This is a genomic window from Cohnella ginsengisoli, assembly GCF_029525555.1.
Classification (GTDB): domain Bacteria; phylum Bacillota; class Bacilli; order Paenibacillales; family Paenibacillaceae; genus Cohnella; species Cohnella ginsengisoli.
This window is the reverse complement of sequence record NZ_JAPDHZ010000002.1, coordinates 1,101,372-1,117,269: the sequence shown is the minus strand read 5'-3', so window position 1 is coordinate 1,117,269 and position 15,898 is coordinate 1,101,372. Positions and strand designations below refer to the sequence as shown.

Here is a 15,898-nt window from a genome sequence, read left to right as displayed (position 1 = left end):
CGGATGCCGAAGCTGCTTCGCAATATCAAGTGGGAGTGGGCTTTTTTACGCGGCGATCTCGGGTGCCGTCGTGCTCGCCATCATCTACGGCTTATGGCGGCCTCATATCAAGGCGCTGCCGGCCGGCGCGGCCATCTACAGGCTGATCCCGCTGCTGATCGCCGTTCGGATCGTCAGCGCTTACTTCCGGGGCAGGCGATATCAGAGCCGGATCGACGCGCTCCAAGAGGCGCTCAAGCAGTCGGCCGCCGGCAACTGGGAAGCGAGGCTCCCGGAGGAGCGGGCCGATGCCTTCGCCGGCGCGTACCGCGAATTCAACCGGCTGCAGCAGGGGCTGTCCGAGCGGCTGCGGCTGCTGCAGCAGCTCGGCGAGAAGGAAGTGATGGGCAAGGCGGCCACCGTGGAGGAAGCGGTGCTCGAAGAGCGCAGGCGGCTGGCCCGGGATCTTCACGATACGGTGAGCCAGCAGCTGTTCGCGATCCACATGAGCGCGTCGGCGCTGCCGGCGCTCTTGGACAAGAACCCCGAGCATGCCGGGCGCGTCATGCAGCAGCTCATCGAGATGTCCAAGGCCGCGCAGCGTCAGATGCGCGGCTTGATCGCGCAATTGCGGCCGCTGGAGCTGCAAGGGAGGACGCTGCCGGAGGCGCTCGACCGTTGGTTCCCGGATTATTGCCGGCAGAACGGCATGCAGGGGACGCTCGACGTGCGCGTGTCCGTCGCGCTGCCGCCCGCGATGGAGCATCAGCTATTCCTGATCATTCAGGAGGCGATGGCGAATGTCATGAAGCATTCGGGCGCGGACGAAGTCAGGCTCGTGCTGGGAGAGACGGACAGGCAGGTGCTGCTGTCGATCGACGACGATGGCGAAGGCTTCAGCGCGGATCAGGTTAAGGCGGGCTCGTACGGGCTGACGACGATGCGAGAGCGCGCGATTCAGCTCGGCGGCGACGTCGAGATCGCGACCAAGCCGGGCGCCGGTACGCGGATCAAGGTCGGACTGCCCAAGTTCGCCCAAGCGATCGAAGCAAACGGAAGGGGATAATCGACAAATGAGCGGATTAAACGCGATGCAAAGCCCGAGCGGGGTATTGATCGTAGACGATCACGAGATGGTAAGGGCCGGTATTCGGACGTATCTGATGCTGGACGACCGGTTCGAGGTGATCGGGGAAGCTTCGGGCGGGCAGGAAGCGATCGACCGGCTCGATGCGGGCGCCTTCGGCGGCCGCGTCCCGCAGCTCGTGCTGATGGATCTCATGATGCCCGGCATGGACGGCGTCGCGTCGACCCGCGCGATGCTGGCCAAGTATCCGCACGTGCGGATCATTATACTGACCAGCTTCCTGGAGGACGACAAGATCGTGGCGGCGATCGAAGCGGGCGCCGTGAGCTACGTGCTCAAGACGGTGTCGGCGGACGAACTGGTGTACGCGATGCAGGGCGCGCTGCGCGGAATGCCGGTCATGAGCGGCGACGTCTCGCAGGCGCTGACCCGCGGCCTTCGCAGGCGAACAGCGCAGGACGAGGAAGAGGGCTTGACGGAGCGCGAGCGCGAAGTGCTGCTCCTTATCGCCGAAGGCAAGTCCAACAAGGAGATCGGGGACGAGCTGCATATCAGCATCAAGACGGTAAAGACGCATGTCAGCAACTTGCTCATGAAGTGCGAGCTAGAGGATCGGACGCAGCTGGCCATATACGCGCATCGCAAAGGATGGGTCAAGGCCTAGCTAGTCTGTCCCAAGGTTTATCGAACCGGACAAACGGGCATTCTATGGCTAAAAAGGCGGAATTCTCATGCAACAGCTGTCATCGCGACTCACCTCGACGCAGGTCGCCTACATTCAGGCGCAGGAAGGCCTCGACGATCTTGGTTTCAATCTGGGCGGCAATTGGGATTACAAAAACGGATCTCTCGACCGGGCGCTCGACAAAGAACATAAAGTGTGGCTGCGGCTTCCCTTCGAAGTCGAGCGCGGCGAGCTGGACGTCGAAGCGGAGAAGACGGATGCGATCATCCGGTTCGGTCAACCTTACGTTTTGAGGCATGAATACGAGGAAGGGCTGGATCAGGACGCGCAGCCGCGCACGCTCGGCGGCTTTTTCGACCAATTCGCCGCGCCTTCCAACCCTGACGCTGCCATTGACGAGTCTTGGATCAGCGAAGCCAAGCGCGTGCTGGAGCAAGCCGAGAAGCGGTTCGTAAACTGACGGCGACCCGGATACCCTGCGATCCGTCCGCTTAAGCGGCGAGAAATTCAAACGGCTGCCCTCCGGCGACACGGAGGGCGTTTCTATATATAGCACTTTTTTTAATATTGATTCAGTTCGCTTTAAGATTGTTTTAAGGTAAATAGGCGAAGATGTTAACAAGAAGAACAAACGACCGCAGGCGAGAGTGCCGCGGCGACATGGGAGGAATCGGACATGGACGATCAGAACAAAAAGCCGGAAGACAATCTCTTCGGGTTCCGATATGGCAACGAACGCGAAGAGAACGAAGGCGCGGGAACGACGAAAGGGCCGGAATACCGTTACGCGGATCAGGCGGACGCACGCGAGGAAGGGCATAGCGAAGCGGCGACCGGCTCGGATACGCCGGAAGCCGGATACGCGTCCCGGAGCGAAGAAACCCGGTTCACCTACGGACCATTCGGCGCCGGCCCGGATCGGGAGCGCGGGACGGCGTACGGCGCAGCCTACGCTAGCGGCGAGAGCGAGCGTCCGGCGACGCCGGCGGTTCAGCCGGCCGAGAGGGAGTATCGGCCGTTCACCGTATCGGGCAACGGCAGAAACTGGGAGGCCTCCAAGCCGCCGCGCAGGTCTTCGATCCGTTCGGTATTCGCTTCGTTCATGGCGGGCGTGGTCGTCGTCGGCGGGTTGATGTTCGCGGCCGACCGCGGCGACTGGTTCAGCACCAAGGCGGCGGCGCCGGCATCGGCTGCGGTAGCGTCCGCGAGCGACAACGGCGGCGCGAAGACGGTCGCCAACGTCACCGACACGGTCCGACCGAACAACATTTCGAAGATTTTCGAGCAGGCGAGCCCGGCGGTCGTCAAGATCGAGACTTATGTCAAGGCTTCGAGTCAAGGCGGCTCGGGCAACAGCTGGATGGACGAAAATCCGCTGTTCCGTCAGTTTTTCGGCGATGATTTCGGCGGCGGCTCCGGCGGGAACAACGGCAACGGCGGCGGGTCGGACGGCAGCGGTTCGCTGCAGGAGGAAGGCATGGGTTCGGGCTTCATTTTCGACTCCACGGGCTATATCCTGACCAACCAGCACGTCATCGCGGACGCGGACGAGATCAAAGTCACCGTTACCGGCCATCAAGAACCTTATACGGCGAAGCTGCTAGGCTCCAGCTACGATCTGGACCTCGCAGTGCTGAAGATCGAAGGCACCGACTTCCCGACGCTTAAGCTTGGCGATTCTGGCGCGGCGAACATGGGCGACTGGGTCGTGGCGATCGGCAACCCGTACGGCTTCGACCACACGGTCACCGTTGGCGTGCTGAGCTCCAACGAGCGCGAGATCAGCATCCAGGATTCGGACGGCACGCGCAATTACGAGCATCTGCTGCAAACCGACGCATCGATCAACCCCGGCAACTCCGGCGGCCCGCTGATCAACCTGAACGGCGAAGTCATCGGCATCAACACCGCGGTCAGCTCGCAGGCGCAAGGCATCGGCTTCGCGATCCCGACGAGCACGATCACCGAAGTGCTGGATAGCCTGAAGTCGAACACCAAGATTCCGGCGAAGCCGTCTCCGTTCATCGGCGCGACGCTGCAGGACATCAGCAGCTCCGCGGCACGCCAGCTGGGACTGTCGAACACGGACGGCTCGCTCGTGAATAGCATTCTGTACAACTCGCCGGCTTACAAAGCCGATCTGCGTCAATACGACGTCATCCTCGGCATGGACGGCAAGACCTATAAGACGAAGGAAGAACTGATTGCCGCCATTCAGAAGAAAGCCGTGGGCGACAAGGCCATACTGAACGTCTACCGCGACGGCAAGAAGATCGATCTGACGCTGACGATCGGCAACAAGAGCGATTTCGAGGAGCAATCGACCCAGCAGCAACAGCAACAACAATAAGCTTTTCTGCTACAATAGCGTTAGCGGGGCAGTCGCCGAGACTGCCCCATTCTTATAGACGGAGGAACTCATGAGACCTCATATTCTCGTAATCGACGACGACGACAAGATCACCTCGCTCCTCAGGCGCAGCCTGGCATTCGAAGGCTATGAAGTTTCCACCGCATCGAACGGCCCCGCGGGCCTCGGCATCGTGGCGGACAAATCCGCGGACCTGGTCATTCTCGACGTCATGATGCCCGGGATCGACGGCTGGGAAGTGTGCCGCAGGCTGCGGACCGCGGGCATGAACGTGCCCGTGTTAATGTTAACGGCCAAAGACGACGTGCAGGACCGGGTGAAGGGATTGGATCTCGGGGCCGACGATTACCTCGTGAAGCCGTTTGCGCTCGAGGAGTTGATGGCCCGCGTGCGCGCACTCATGCGTCGTCGCCCCGAGCCTGCCGGAGAGAACAATCGGCTGCGCTTCGACGATCTGGTGCTCGACGTCGACGGGCGGGAAGCGATCCGCGGCGACAACCGGATCGAGCTGACGGCCAAGGAGTTCGATCTGCTCCACCTGTTCATGCAAAATCCGAAGCGCGTCCTGTCGCGCGACCAGATCATGGACAAGATCTGGGGCTACGACTACAGCGGGGAGTCCAACGTGCTCGAGGTGTACGTGGCGATGCTGCGCCAGAAGCTGGAGGAATTCGGGGACAAGCGCCTCATTCAGACCGTGCGGGGAGCGGGCTATGTCCTGAAGGGAGACAGCTAGGACATGTCGATCAGGCTTCGACTGACTTTGTGGTATTCGGGACTGCTGGCAATTGTTCTAATCGGATTCAGCGTCATTATGTATGTGGTCGTATCCCAAAATACGATGGGCGTTATTAAAACGAGACTGGCTAACGAAGCGGACAAAATCAGGGTGACAGTGTCCCCGGAGGACCTTGATCTTACGCCAAGGGCCTCTTCTCCGTTCGATGTCATCATCGCTGTGCAGATCGTAAATTATACACAGTCGTTCGACGGGGTCGTAAACACTAAGTCCAGCAACCTCATTGCTTCTAATATTACTTTTCCTTTTCCCTCCGCTAAGCAAGCGCTAGACGGCAAATACCGGGCGGTCACGCTCTCGGGCACTCCCTTTTTAATTTATGAGAAGCGGCTGGAGCTTGGCGGACAATTGCTTGGGCTTCTTCAAGTGGGAGCTTACACGGGAAAGGAAATCGACTATTTATCACAGATGAAGGTTATCATCGGCGCAGCCGGCCTCGCCAGTCTCGTCCTCGCTTTCGTCATCGGCCTTTTCCTTGCGCGCAAGGCGCTGCGCCCGATCGAGAAGGTAACGGAGGCGGCGGAGCGCGTGCAGAGCGGTTCGGACCTGAAGCTGCGGATCCCCGGCGAGAGCCAGGACGAGATCGGCCGGCTCACGCGGACGCTCAATCATATGCTTGAGCGGGTAGAGAAAGCATACAATGTACTGGAGGAATCGAACGCCGCGCAGCGCAGATTCGTGTCGGACGCGTCGCACGAGCTGCGGACGCCGCTGACGACGATTCGGGGCAACGTGGATTTGCTGGAAAAGGTGTGGGCCGAGACGGCATCGGGCGACGCGGCGGCAGAACGCGGCAGCGAGCTCGCGAAGCCCCGCTTGTCCTTGGCGGAGCGGGAGGAGCTCTCCCGCGAGGCGCTGCACGACATCTCGGACGAAGCGAGGCGCATGAGCCGTCTCGTCAACGATCTGCTGTCGCTGGCGCGCGCGGACGCCGGCTATGTCGTGGACAAGGAGCCGATCGACTTGCTGCCGCTCGTCGAAGAAGCCGCCCGCAGAGCGGGGTTTCTGCCGCGCAAGGCGGAGTGGATCGTCGGTCCCTTGGACGCGCTCGCTGGCGTGCGAGTCGTAGGTAACCGGGATTACCTGATGCAGCTGCTTTTCATTTTTATCGAAAACGGATTTAAGTACACGCCAGCCGGCGAAGTCCGACTCGAGGTGTACCGCCAAGACGACCGCATAGGCTTGTCGATCGCCGACACGGGCATCGGCATCGCCAAGTCCGATATGCCTCGTATCTTCGACCGCTTCTATCGGGCAGACGAATCCCGCGGGCAGACGGCCGGCACGGGACTCGGCCTCTCGATCGCCAAGTGGATCGCGGACATGCACCGCGCGACCCTGGAGGTTCAATCCCATCCTGAAGGCGGCAGCCGCTTTACCGTTTGGCTTCCCGTCGACTTTTCCGAACGCCAGGATTACGCTATAATAGAGGCATCGGTGCGCCCGGCTGTTCCCGATGCGGAACAAAGCTGACAGGTACGGGCGAGAAAGCGGGTTACGAAAATGGAGATCGTCAAAATTTCCCCTCGCGGATATTGCTACGGCGTGGTGGATGCCATGGTGCTTGCCCTTCAGACGGCGCGCAACCTGGATCTGCCGCGCCCCATTTATATTTTAGGGATGATCGTGCACAACAGCCACGTGACCGAATCGTTCAAGGACGAGGGCATCATCACGCTGGACGGCGCGAACCGTCTCGAGATTCTCGAAGGCGTCGAGTCCGGCACGGTGATCTTTACGGCGCACGGCGTCTCGCCGGAAGTCCGCAAAAGGGCCAAGGAAAAAGGGTTGACCATCGTGGACGCCACCTGCCCGGACGTCACGAAGACGCACGATCTGATCCGCGAAAAGGTCGGAGAGGGCTATGACATCATTTACATCGGCAAAAAAAGGTCATCCCGAGCCGGAAGGCGCGATCGGGATCGCGCCCGACCGCGTCCATCTGATCGAGAACGAAGCGGATATCGCGGAACTTCGACTTGCCGGCGACCGTATTATAATTACGAATCAGACGACGATGTCGCAGTGGGATATCCGGCATCTCATCTCGAAGCTGCTCGAGACGTTCCCCCGGGCCGAGGTCCACAACGAGATTTGCCTGGCGACGCAGGTTCGTCAAGAGGCCGTGGCCGAGCAAGCGAAGAACGCGCAGCTCTGCATCGTCGTGGGCGACCCGCGGAGCAACAATTCCAATCGGCTTGCCCAAGTATCGGAGGAGATCTCCGGCGTGAAGGCGTACCGCGTCTCGGACGTCACGGAGATCAAGCAGGAGTGGCTAGAAGGCATCGAACGCGTCGCGGTCACTTCCGGCGCTTCTACGCCAACGCCGCTGACCAAGGAAGTCATCCAATACTTGGAGCGATACGATCAGAACGACCCTTCGACCTGGGAGATCCGCCGCACCGTCAACATGAGCAAGCTGCTGCCGACGGTTAGAGAAAAAACAACCATTTGAGCCTTTCTTGGCTGGAGTGGCGCCGCAGGCCGCAAGAAAGGAGCGCCATGCAACAACGTCTTCGCAAGTTCGTCCGCTATTTGAAGCTGCAGTACGTCAAGCTGCTTCGCGCCAAGGGCGGGGCTTATTCGATTGCGATGGGATTCGCGATCGGGCTGTTCGTCGAGATGTTCAATCTGCCGACCTACGGGACCTCGTTCGTGCTCATCTTTCCGCTGATTTATTTGCTTCGGGGCAATTTGCCCTCGGCGCTGGTCGGATTCGTTTTCGGCAAGCTGATCTACATCCCGATGTCCGTCCTGAACAAGATGGTGGCGGACGCCGTGATGCCCGAACACTTCACGGTGCATTTTTCTTTCCTGCCGGAGAAAATCAATCATTTTCTACTGTTCAACCTGAAGATGATCGTGGGCGGGATGATCGACGGCTTGGCGCTCGGCGTTCTGTTTTTCTTCCCGATCTGGTACAGCGTCCAGGCGTTCAAACGCAAACGGAGAGAGAAACGCCGCGCGAGGAAGATCGTGATCGAAGCGAACAAGCCGGCGATGGAGTGACACAAAAAAGACAAGGATAGACGATGCCCCGGGGATTGACACCCGGGGTTTTATCGTCTATATTTACTTTAGTGCTTAAAAGCGTATAAGCGTCGAAGCGAACAAGCGCGAAAGCGATGTTCGAAAATAATACTCATTTAGAATCCGGGAGCGTGTCCTTATGATCGTCATTACAACTCCGCATATCTCCGAAGAACGCATCATGGAGATTGCCGACTATATTCAAAAGAGCGGCGTACAGCCACATATCTCGCGAGGAACGGATCGTACCGTCATCGGCATCATCGGCAAGGCGGAGCCTTCACTCGCCGAACACATCCGTTCGATGCATGGCGTCGAGAACGTCATTAAAATTTCCAAGTCCTACAAGCTGGCGAGCCGGGACTTCCACCCGGACGACACGATCATCGAAGTAAAAGGCGTGAAGATCGGCGGCGACAACCTGGTCGTCATGGGCGGCCCGTGCGCGGTGGAGACGCCGGAGCAGATCGACGAGATCGCCCGTCTAGTCAAGGCGGCCGGCGGTCAGGTGCTGCGGGGCGGCGCATTTAAGCCGCGTACCGGTCCTTACAGCTTTCAGGGGATCGGCGTGGATGGGTTGAAATGGATGAAGGAGGCCGGCGAGAAATACGGCTTGCTCACCATAACGGAAGTCATGGCGCCGGAGTTCGTCGACATTTGCGCCGAATACGCGGACATCATGCAGGTCGGCACGCGCAACATGCAGAACTTCGACCTGCTTCGCAAGCTGGGCACGATTCAGAATCCGGTCCTGCTGAAGCGCGGATTCAGCGCGACTTACGATGAATGGCTGAACGCGGCGGAGTACATTCTGGCGGGCGGCAATCCGAACGTCATGCTGTGCGAGCGCGGTATCCGCACCTTCGAGACGTACACGCGGAACACCTTCGACCTGGCCGCGATTCCGGTCATCCAGCAGCTCTCGCATCTGCCGGTCATCGCCGATCCGAGCCATGCAACCGGACGCCGCGAGCTTGTCGAGACGATGACCAAGGCATCCGTTGCGGCCGGGGCGAACGGTCTTATCATCGAGATGCATACCGATCCGGACAACTCGGCGACGGGAGACGGCGTTCAGTCGCTGTTCCCGGACCAATTCGCCAACCTGCTCAAGGAGCTCGAGCAGCTCTCGCCGTTGCTCGGCAAGCGCTTCGATACCGCCAAGGAGCCGGCTGAAGCGTTCGCGACGTGGAAGAAATAACAGATAGGCTTATACGAGCAGAACCGCCGCAATTGCCGGCGGTTTTTTTTAGTGCGCCTCACAGCCACACACGCTTTTAGTTAATTGGCCAATCGCAGAATAAAGAACCTCGCCCTCCGCGATATCGCGGAGGGCGAGGTTCTTTTTTTCATACAAATCGCGGTTGCCGAGCTTATGGACGCTTCATTTCCGCATGCGGGACCAACTTCCCGAAAACCGCGTACCTGGCATTGCTAAACTCGTAAGAGCATGTAATGAGTGCTACGATTCGATCGTCGGCCCGTACCGTCACATTGCTTCGAAAGGTTGACGCGTTCTTCAACGTTTCAATATAGGCCAGATAATCTTCATCGTCGTCGAAGTCCCGCCGGAGAAACTCGATCGACCCGTTGGCGATTATGCCGGCGAACAATTCGATTGTATAGTCGCCGTCCGGCGTATACAGCTCCATGACAGGATGAGCGTCGTAATAGGACTGCTTCTTATGCTTCGCAAGCGAAGCGAACATAGAGCCGTTCTTCATGTAATGTCCGTATATAATGGTGACGGCTCCCGAGAAATCGCCCGGCGTCCGGTAATCGACGAACGGACTGCCCATGCTGTTCGCTTTGCCCGTGAACAAGTGATTGAGGTAATAACTGTTATCCTTCCCCCTGCACGACCGGATAATCGATGACGCTGTCCTGTGCCTTAATCCAGGCTACGATCTCCGGGTTCACGCGGGCTAGCGCGGCAAAATCCGCATCCTGCCCCGACCAAGGGTCGGGAGCAGGATTCTCAACCGAGACGGGTTCCGGCTTCAAAGAAAGCGTAGAGGATTGAGTCGTCTCCTTGAGTCTTCTAACCTGTTCGTAGGCGTTGTCGCCGCGCGCATACTCCCGATTGGCCGATATAAGCACGTATGCGGAACCGACCATCCCCCCGATGCACAGCCATATGGAAAGGCGCCAAGCCCATCGCGCTCTGCTCGTTCGCGCCATCTTCCTATTGGCGCTTCCCGGTCTTGCTTCTTCTCCGTGCAACGCTATTCGCGAAGATCAGAACGACCAAGGCCGCACCGAAGAAGATCAAACCGATTTGACCTGCTTGCTGGTGGCTATTATCGCCTGTCTTCGGCGTTCCGCTGCCGGCACCTTGTTGACTTCCGTTGTCTGCGGTGCCAGACTTGCCGTCAGTGCCGCCGTTTCCGCTGTCAGTATCGGTCGAACCGCCCGACGGACTGTCGGTAGATCCGCCCGAGGAGCCATTGCCCCCATTATGGCTATTGTCGCCGTCGTCTCCATTGTCGCCGCCGTCGCCTCCATTGCCAGGCTGTTCGGGCTCCTGAGACTCCTTGTTGTTCACGAAATCTGCGACCTGCGTCGCATTCACTTGGATGGTGCCGGTCGACCCCGTGCTGGTCGTTACGTAACCGTCCGCTGCGTAATCTTCCTCATTGACCGTATAACTCGTTCCTGCAGGCAGTCCGGTAATCGTAACGCTTTGTCCGTGAGCCAGCGTTACCGTTCCGCCGCTCTGAATCGTTCCGTTGCCTCCGCTGCCGGAATACTTATAAGTGGCGTTTGTGCCGTCAAGAATGACCTTGAAGCTGAACTTCTTCCCGCGGTCCCCGCCATTGCCCGTTACCGTCTTGTTGATCGTCAGACTGCCTTGACTCGGGGCATACCACACGTTCTTGGTATTGACGAATGCGCTGGATTGCTCCTGGCCTCCGACAATCGCGCCCGTATCACCCGTCTTTGTCGTTACGTAACCGTCTGCGGCGTAGCTGGCTTCGGTTACGGCATACGTCGTGTTTCTGGCAAGACCTTCAATCGTAATGCTCTGTCCGTCAGACAGCAAGATCGTATCTCCGCTCTTGATCGTACCGTCACCCGCGCCGCCCGAACCGGTGTAGTTGTATACGCCCGGTGCGTTCAAGGTAACCGCAAATTCGAATTTTTTAGCCTTATCGCCGGCATTGCCCGTCACCGTCTTGCTAATCTTCAGACTGCCGAACCAATCGTCTCTCGCGTTAACGAAATCGGCTGATTGGAAATCGTTCGTTACGATCGTGCCGGTATCGCCCGTCTTGGTCGTTACATAGCCGATCGCAGCGTAATCATTCTCGACTACAGAATATGTTGTGCCTGCGGGCAGTCCCGCAATCGTGATGCTCTGTCCGCCAGCAAGCGAGATCTTGCCTCCGCTCGTGATCGTGCCGTTAGCGGCACCTCCTGAGCCGGTGTAATTGTATACGCCCGGCGAGCTCAAGGTGACGGTGAAGTCGAATACCTGAGCCGCATCTCCGTCATTGCCCGTTACCGTCTTGCTGATGATCAGGTTGCCGGGCTTATCCTTCGTGTTCACGAATACCGCGGTCTGCGTCTGATCGGCTGCAATGACGCCTTCAGCACCGACGCTTGTCGTCTTGTATCCATCATTGGCATAGTTCGTTTCTGTTACCTTATAGGTTGCGTCTGCCGGCAAGCCCGTAATGATGATCCCTTGTCCGTGGGAGAGGGAGACCGTGCCGCCGCTAGCGATCGTACCGCTCGCTGCGCCGCCTGTACCGGTGTAGCTGTATACGCTCGGCGCCCCGGTAAAGTTAACGGTGAAATCGAAATGCTTGGTTAAGTCGCCGTCGTTTCCGGCAACGGTTTTGGAGATGACGAGCTTGCCTGTCGTATTATTCTTATAATTCGCTACGGTTAGCTTATTGGTATCTGCTCCGGTTTTGCCGTCGATGGTAGTCACCACTGTCGGGCCCGAGGTATTCACATGGACCGTATGGTCGATGCCTTCCAACGTATAGCCGCCGGAAGGTGCGGCCGTCTCGCGGAGCACATAATCTCCATTCGGTATAGCCTTCATCTTCAACTTGCCGTCAGCGGCGCCGATCGCCTTGCGGATGACCGTGCTGCCATCCATCGCGAACAACGTGAACTCGGCGCCGGGAAGCGGCGCCGACGTCAATCCGTCGGTCTTCGTCACTTCCAGCCAGCCGCCGCGCATCATCGTTGCGGAGCTGTCCGCGCTGCTGATCGCATAATTGATCTGTTGTTCGGATGCGCCGGCGTTGCCGGCCGTCAGCGACGCGTTGTTCACGACGCCTCCGATCTCGCCGGTAATATCCGTCAAGTAACTCAAACGGTAAGCTTTGCTATGGTCCGGGATCTTGAACAGCAGCTCCCTGGCGGCGTTATTGTAGAAGAGATTCGTACCCAGAGCAAGCGCAACATCGCTACCGTCGGCCAGCGTCCCGTTCGGCTGCAGCGTCAGCTCTTTGGCGGCAATGTAGCTGACGCCATGGCCGTCGTCCAGCAACAATTTGCCCATGGCATCCGTGCGCAAATCAAGTCCGAGCGGCAGCTTATCAACGATGGATTCACCGATCGTCCCCAATTCGTTAGGGTTGTACACGACAGACCAATTCAGCGTGCCGTCCGTCGGGCCGGTGTAAGATTTCTTCAGAATTTCGCTCTTGATCGACACCTGCTGCGATCGGGATGCTCCCGGTGTCCAATGAGCTGTTTGAAGATTCAAGTCGTTGGTGATCGGCGTCGTCTTGTTGCCGTCGAAGTACCCGTCAAGCGTAGCGCCCGTCGGCTTGGCCTTGACCAGAATGACGTAAGGCTTGTCCAATTGAGCGAAGGTAAAGGCAGCTTGCCCCGCATTGTTGAAGTCGGCCGTCAGTCCGGATACGTTAGCTTCCGGCGTCGTGCTGGCTGCAGCCACGGATGACGAACTAGAACCGGTATTCCCTTCGAATATCAGATATTGCTCGCCTGGGACGATGTCGGCGAACACCCAGCCAGCCGGTAACGTATCCGTAACCGTGGCGGTCCCGATCACGTCGTTCGCCTCATTGCTCGCCACCTTGGCGGTGTTGAAATCCAGGCCGTCCGCGTTGACGCTAAGTCGGAAGATAACCGACTTGTCCACGTAATCGAATCCTTCCGCTGCGTTCGTCGTGCGTTGCGTATTGACCCCCGCGGCCGGGGCGGCCAGCGCCTCGCGCTTCAGCAACTCCTTCGCCAGCGTGCGGCTGTCGTAATTCACGGAGCCTGTCGCATCTCGCAGCTTGGTCGTATTGGTGAACAAAGAAGCGGTATTGTCTACATTCTTGCTTGTATTCCCTGCGTATACATCAGGGTTCACGATGAGCGTCCTGAATTGAATCGTATTCGGCGCAGCTGTCGAAAGACCGGTTACTTCGATCAGATCGGCAACCCGCTTGCCATTATCCAAAATCGGTATAACGTTCAACGTTCCTGACGTAGTCGTGCCGCTGCTTGCAACATATTGCAAGCCCGTACGCTTGGTGACTTTCGCTGCGGTGATGCCCGCCGGCCAACCCGTCGTACCGGATAAATTCGTGGCCGGGTCGTATACGAGCAAGTCGTACACGCGCATGTCGGCAATGGCCTGATTTTTCGCATCGGCCTTGATCGTCCACGTAATCTCGCGAGTGGTTTTATTCAGCGAACCCGATTTGGTCAGCGCATCGTAACCGATGCCGACGCCGACATTGCCCGTATTCAGCGTTACGCCGCCCGGCTTGTTGTCCCAATCGAGGGTCGCAGCGTTGTTGAACGTTGTTTTGCCTACTGTCGTGCCGGTGTCGCTCACCTTGCTCGTAATGACGAGCTGAACCATCGTGCTAGTCGTTCCGGAGAGCGTGTACTTTCCGTCCGACGGTTCGGAGCCGACAACGCTGCCCGGCGTCCAGACTGTGCCGTCCGTAGACGTCTGCCATTGCGCCGAGACGAAGTCCAGCCCGCTCGGCAGCACGTCCGTGATCGTCAGATTGTCCAACGAAGCTTGTTCCTTGTTCGCCGTAATCGTCCAGGTAATGAACTGATCCGCAGGATCATAAGTGGCTTCGCTGCCTGGATTATGATTGGCCGCCCCCGTTTTCTCGATCCACTTCGGCGTCGTAAAGCTTGCCGCTCCGGCCCCGCTTTTTTACGACAACGTTGTCTTTGAGCAACTGGGCGGTATTGCTTATCGATTGATTGACGTTATTGACGTAGTACTTGTTATCCGGAATCGTCGTGCTGAACTTGACCTCCTGCGGGCCCGAGGATGGGTCGGGGAATTTATACGTAATCACGCTACCCGTCTCGACAGGCGTGGCGGCAACGCCGCCTACCGTGAACGAGCTCGGAACGTATGTCCCCACATTGCTCAGATCATCGCTGAATTCATAATCCTTCAGATCGACCGCGGTTGCTCCCTTGGTTGCGGAGAGCGTTACGGTCCAATCGATCTTATTATGGGCGAGATCGGCAACCCCGGACTTCGCCACATTGTAAACGACTGGAGTCGGAGGGACGACAACGGTATAGGTCTTGCCAAGAATCGTTATCGTATGGTTGCCTTCATCGCCTGCGCTTCCGGAGTTGTCATATCGAAGTTGTGCGGAAAACTCGCCGCTAACGTTATAATAACCGCCGTTTTCGTCGAAAATTACGCTATCTCCATCAAACAGGATATCGGCATTCACCGATCCGCCAGCCGAGTTAAGCGTCGCGGTTCCGACACGCTTGTCACCGTTAATCGGATCTTTGTGAATCATTGTCAGAGTCGTTCCCGACAGAAGAGTAAAACCTTGACTTAACTCAAAGCTAGCAGTGTCGCCCTGCTCAACAACCGTTGGCGGAGCAGGGTCATCCCCTGCAACCGGCACTCGAAAGGACACTTCGACACTAAGCGTATCCCCGTTGCTGATGTTGATCGTGTCACCTGGATTAATAACCGTGCTTCCCTGTTTAACTACTGCCGTCAATTCTGTAAGCGCGCTTGTTTTATCTCCACCGGCTGCCCATACACTCAACCTGCCGATCGGCAACCCGGCGCTGACCAGAATGGCAAATACGAGCAGCCAGATCCCCGCCTTGTACTTCATGAATTCTTTTCCTCCTAAATTAGACGCTGCAATCTGCTCGTCAATAATATGGTTTACACCTGCTATAACTCTGTTTAAAAGCAAATTTACTTCGTTCGGATTGGCCCCGCGCGTTCTTTCTCTACGTAATGCCGGAAGCTACCCAGCACGAAACATCCGCGGATACAGCACGAGCGCGATTCTCGCGGCTAACAAAAAGAAGAGCCGTCTGCGTCAGCGCGGGTCTGCCGCGCTTCGGTGTTCCTGTCCATTCAAACCGTTCCTCCCCCATTGCAGTCGAATTTCCACACTAACGGGCATTGTACAGTACAAAACTATACAAAAACTGAACAAATCCGATTTTAGAAAACAAAAACCGGCAGCGTCCCGCTTATTGGGGCGTTGCCGGCGTTTTATGATCGAAAGTCTCTGGCGACGAAGGAAACGGTCGTGCCTTCCGGGCCGCTCTCTAGCGCAAGTCCCGTGCCGAACAACTGCCTCAGCCTGCGATCCGTGCTGATGAGCCCGATGCCTGATTCTTTGTCGAGCCCATTGTCTTGCAGTCGCTCCAGCGTGGACGCATATGCGGTCCGGGAAGCGTTCCTGTTTGATGTATAGATAGGACCTGACCAGATTGAGCTCCCGTTCAAGCGGGACAAGGAGATCCGAATTGCGGAAGTCAAAATATCCTCCGGATGATTGCGCGCGTTGAGCAGAAGAATCGGCAACTCAGCCAGAGGGAATCTGCTTCGAACGATTCGGGTTAGCTCGTAACCCGACATATTCGGCATCCTCACGTCGCTGATGAGCAGGTCCCATTTTCCCTTTTCTAACCATAGAAACACTTCCTTTGCGCTCCTTGCCGCCGCGAGCTCGT

12 protein-coding genes and 2 pseudogenes are annotated in these 15,898 nt (G+C 57.9%); 9 read left to right on the top strand and 5 right to left on the bottom strand.

The window, feature by feature from the left end:
- Window positions 1–70 precede the first annotated feature (70 nt).
- The 9 genes and pseudogenes from OMP38_RS05500 (at window position 71) to aroF (ending at window position 9,152) form a co-directional block, all read left to right on the top strand.
- Window positions 71–1,045: a sensor histidine kinase gene (locus OMP38_RS05500; RefSeq protein WP_338130412.1), complete on the top strand. Its 975-nt coding sequence runs from the start codon at window positions 71–73 to the stop codon at window positions 1,043–1,045.
- A gap of 7 nt (window positions 1,046–1,052) precedes the next feature.
- Window positions 1,053–1,730, top strand: coding sequence for a response regulator (locus OMP38_RS05495; RefSeq protein ID WP_277564206.1), 678 nt, complete (start codon window positions 1,053–1,055; stop codon window positions 1,728–1,730).
- A 67-nt stretch (window positions 1,731–1,797) separates the two neighbouring features.
- Window positions 1,798–2,211 carry a YugN family protein gene (locus OMP38_RS05490; RefSeq protein WP_277564205.1) on the top strand — a complete coding sequence of 138 codons (414 nt, stop codon included), beginning with the start codon at window positions 1,798–1,800 and terminating at the stop codon, window positions 2,209–2,211.
- A 216-nt stretch (window positions 2,212–2,427) separates the two neighbouring features.
- Window positions 2,428–4,101 carry a S1C family serine protease gene (locus OMP38_RS05485; RefSeq protein WP_277564204.1) on the top strand — a complete coding sequence of 558 codons (1,674 nt, stop codon included), beginning with the start codon at window positions 2,428–2,430 and terminating at the stop codon, window positions 4,099–4,101.
- Window positions 4,102–4,171: 70 nt separating this feature from the next.
- Window positions 4,172–4,858, top strand: coding sequence for a response regulator transcription factor (locus OMP38_RS05480; protein WP_277564203.1), 687 nt, complete (start codon window positions 4,172–4,174; stop codon window positions 4,856–4,858).
- 3 nt (window positions 4,859–4,861) lie between these two features.
- Window positions 4,862–6,394, top strand: coding sequence for a sensor histidine kinase (locus OMP38_RS05475; RefSeq protein WP_277564202.1), 1,533 nt, complete (start codon window positions 4,862–4,864; stop codon window positions 6,392–6,394).
- Between the two features lie 30 nt (window positions 6,395–6,424).
- Window positions 6,425–7,376 (top strand): annotated as a pseudogene (locus tag OMP38_RS05470) (4-hydroxy-3-methylbut-2-enyl diphosphate reductase).
- 47 nt (window positions 7,377–7,423) lie between these two features.
- Window positions 7,424–7,930 carry a DUF2062 domain-containing protein gene (locus OMP38_RS05465; protein WP_090109709.1) on the top strand — a complete coding sequence of 169 codons (507 nt, stop codon included), beginning with the start codon at window positions 7,424–7,426 and terminating at the stop codon, window positions 7,928–7,930.
- A 160-nt stretch (window positions 7,931–8,090) separates the two neighbouring features.
- Window positions 8,091–9,152: a 3-deoxy-7-phosphoheptulonate synthase gene (gene aroF / locus OMP38_RS05460; protein WP_277564201.1), complete on the top strand. Its 1,062-nt coding sequence runs from the start codon at window positions 8,091–8,093 to the stop codon at window positions 9,150–9,152.
- 172 nt (window positions 9,153–9,324) lie between these two features.
- Here aroF and OMP38_RS05455 read toward each other — a convergent pair whose 3' ends face one another.
- From OMP38_RS05455 to OMP38_RS05435, 5 genes and pseudogenes are all read right to left on the bottom strand, one after another.
- Window positions 9,325–9,750: a class B sortase gene (locus OMP38_RS05455; protein ID WP_277564200.1), complete on the bottom strand. Its 426-nt coding sequence runs from the start codon at window positions 9,748–9,750 to the stop codon at window positions 9,325–9,327.
- A gap of 43 nt (window positions 9,751–9,793) precedes the next feature.
- A complete protein-coding gene (locus OMP38_RS05450; RefSeq protein ID WP_277564199.1) occupies window positions 9,794–10,069 on the bottom strand; it encodes a sortase family protein in 276 nt (91 codons plus the stop codon).
- Between the two features lie 67 nt (window positions 10,070–10,136).
- A complete protein-coding gene (locus tag OMP38_RS05445; RefSeq protein WP_277564198.1) occupies window positions 10,137–13,949 on the bottom strand; it encodes a DUF7601 domain-containing protein in 3,813 nt (1,270 codons plus the stop codon).
- 79 nt (window positions 13,950–14,028) lie between these two features.
- Entirely contained in the window at window positions 14,029–15,042 is a 1,014-nt protein-coding gene (locus tag OMP38_RS05440; RefSeq protein ID WP_277564197.1) for a hypothetical protein, read from the bottom strand.
- Between the two features lie 392 nt (window positions 15,043–15,434).
- Window positions 15,435–15,893 (bottom strand): annotated as a pseudogene (locus OMP38_RS05435) (response regulator); the annotation flags it as partial.
- Window positions 15,894–15,898: the final 5 nt, after the last annotated feature.

Bases quoted from the DNA above. Each gene is read 5' to 3' on its own strand.
- OMP38_RS05480 (WP_277564203.1), top strand. From the start codon at position 4,172: ATGAGACCTCATATTCTCGTAATCGACGACGACGACAAGATCACCTCG.
- aroF (WP_277564201.1), top strand. From the start codon at position 8,091: ATGATCGTCATTACAACTCCGCATATCTCCGAAGAACGCATCATGGAG.
- OMP38_RS05475 (WP_277564202.1), top strand. From the start codon at position 4,862: ATGTCGATCAGGCTTCGACTGACTTTGTGGTATTCGGGACTGCTGGCA.
- OMP38_RS05440 (WP_277564197.1), bottom strand. From the start codon at position 15,042: ATGAAGTACAAGGCGGGGATCTGGCTGCTCGTATTTGCCATTCTGGTC.
- OMP38_RS05490 (WP_277564205.1), top strand. From the start codon at position 1,798: ATGCAACAGCTGTCATCGCGACTCACCTCGACGCAGGTCGCCTACATT.
- OMP38_RS05450 (WP_277564199.1), bottom strand. From the start codon at position 10,069: ATGGTCGGTTCCGCATACGTGCTTATATCGGCCAATCGGGAGTATGCG.
- OMP38_RS05485 (WP_277564204.1), top strand. From the start codon at position 2,428: ATGGACGATCAGAACAAAAAGCCGGAAGACAATCTCTTCGGGTTCCGA.
- OMP38_RS05455 (WP_277564200.1), bottom strand. From the start codon at position 9,750: ATGGGCAGTCCGTTCGTCGATTACCGGACGCCGGGCGATTTCTCGGGA.
- OMP38_RS05495 (WP_277564206.1), top strand. From the start codon at position 1,053: ATGAGCGGATTAAACGCGATGCAAAGCCCGAGCGGGGTATTGATCGTA.
- OMP38_RS05465 (WP_090109709.1), top strand. From the start codon at position 7,424: ATGCAACAACGTCTTCGCAAGTTCGTCCGCTATTTGAAGCTGCAGTAC.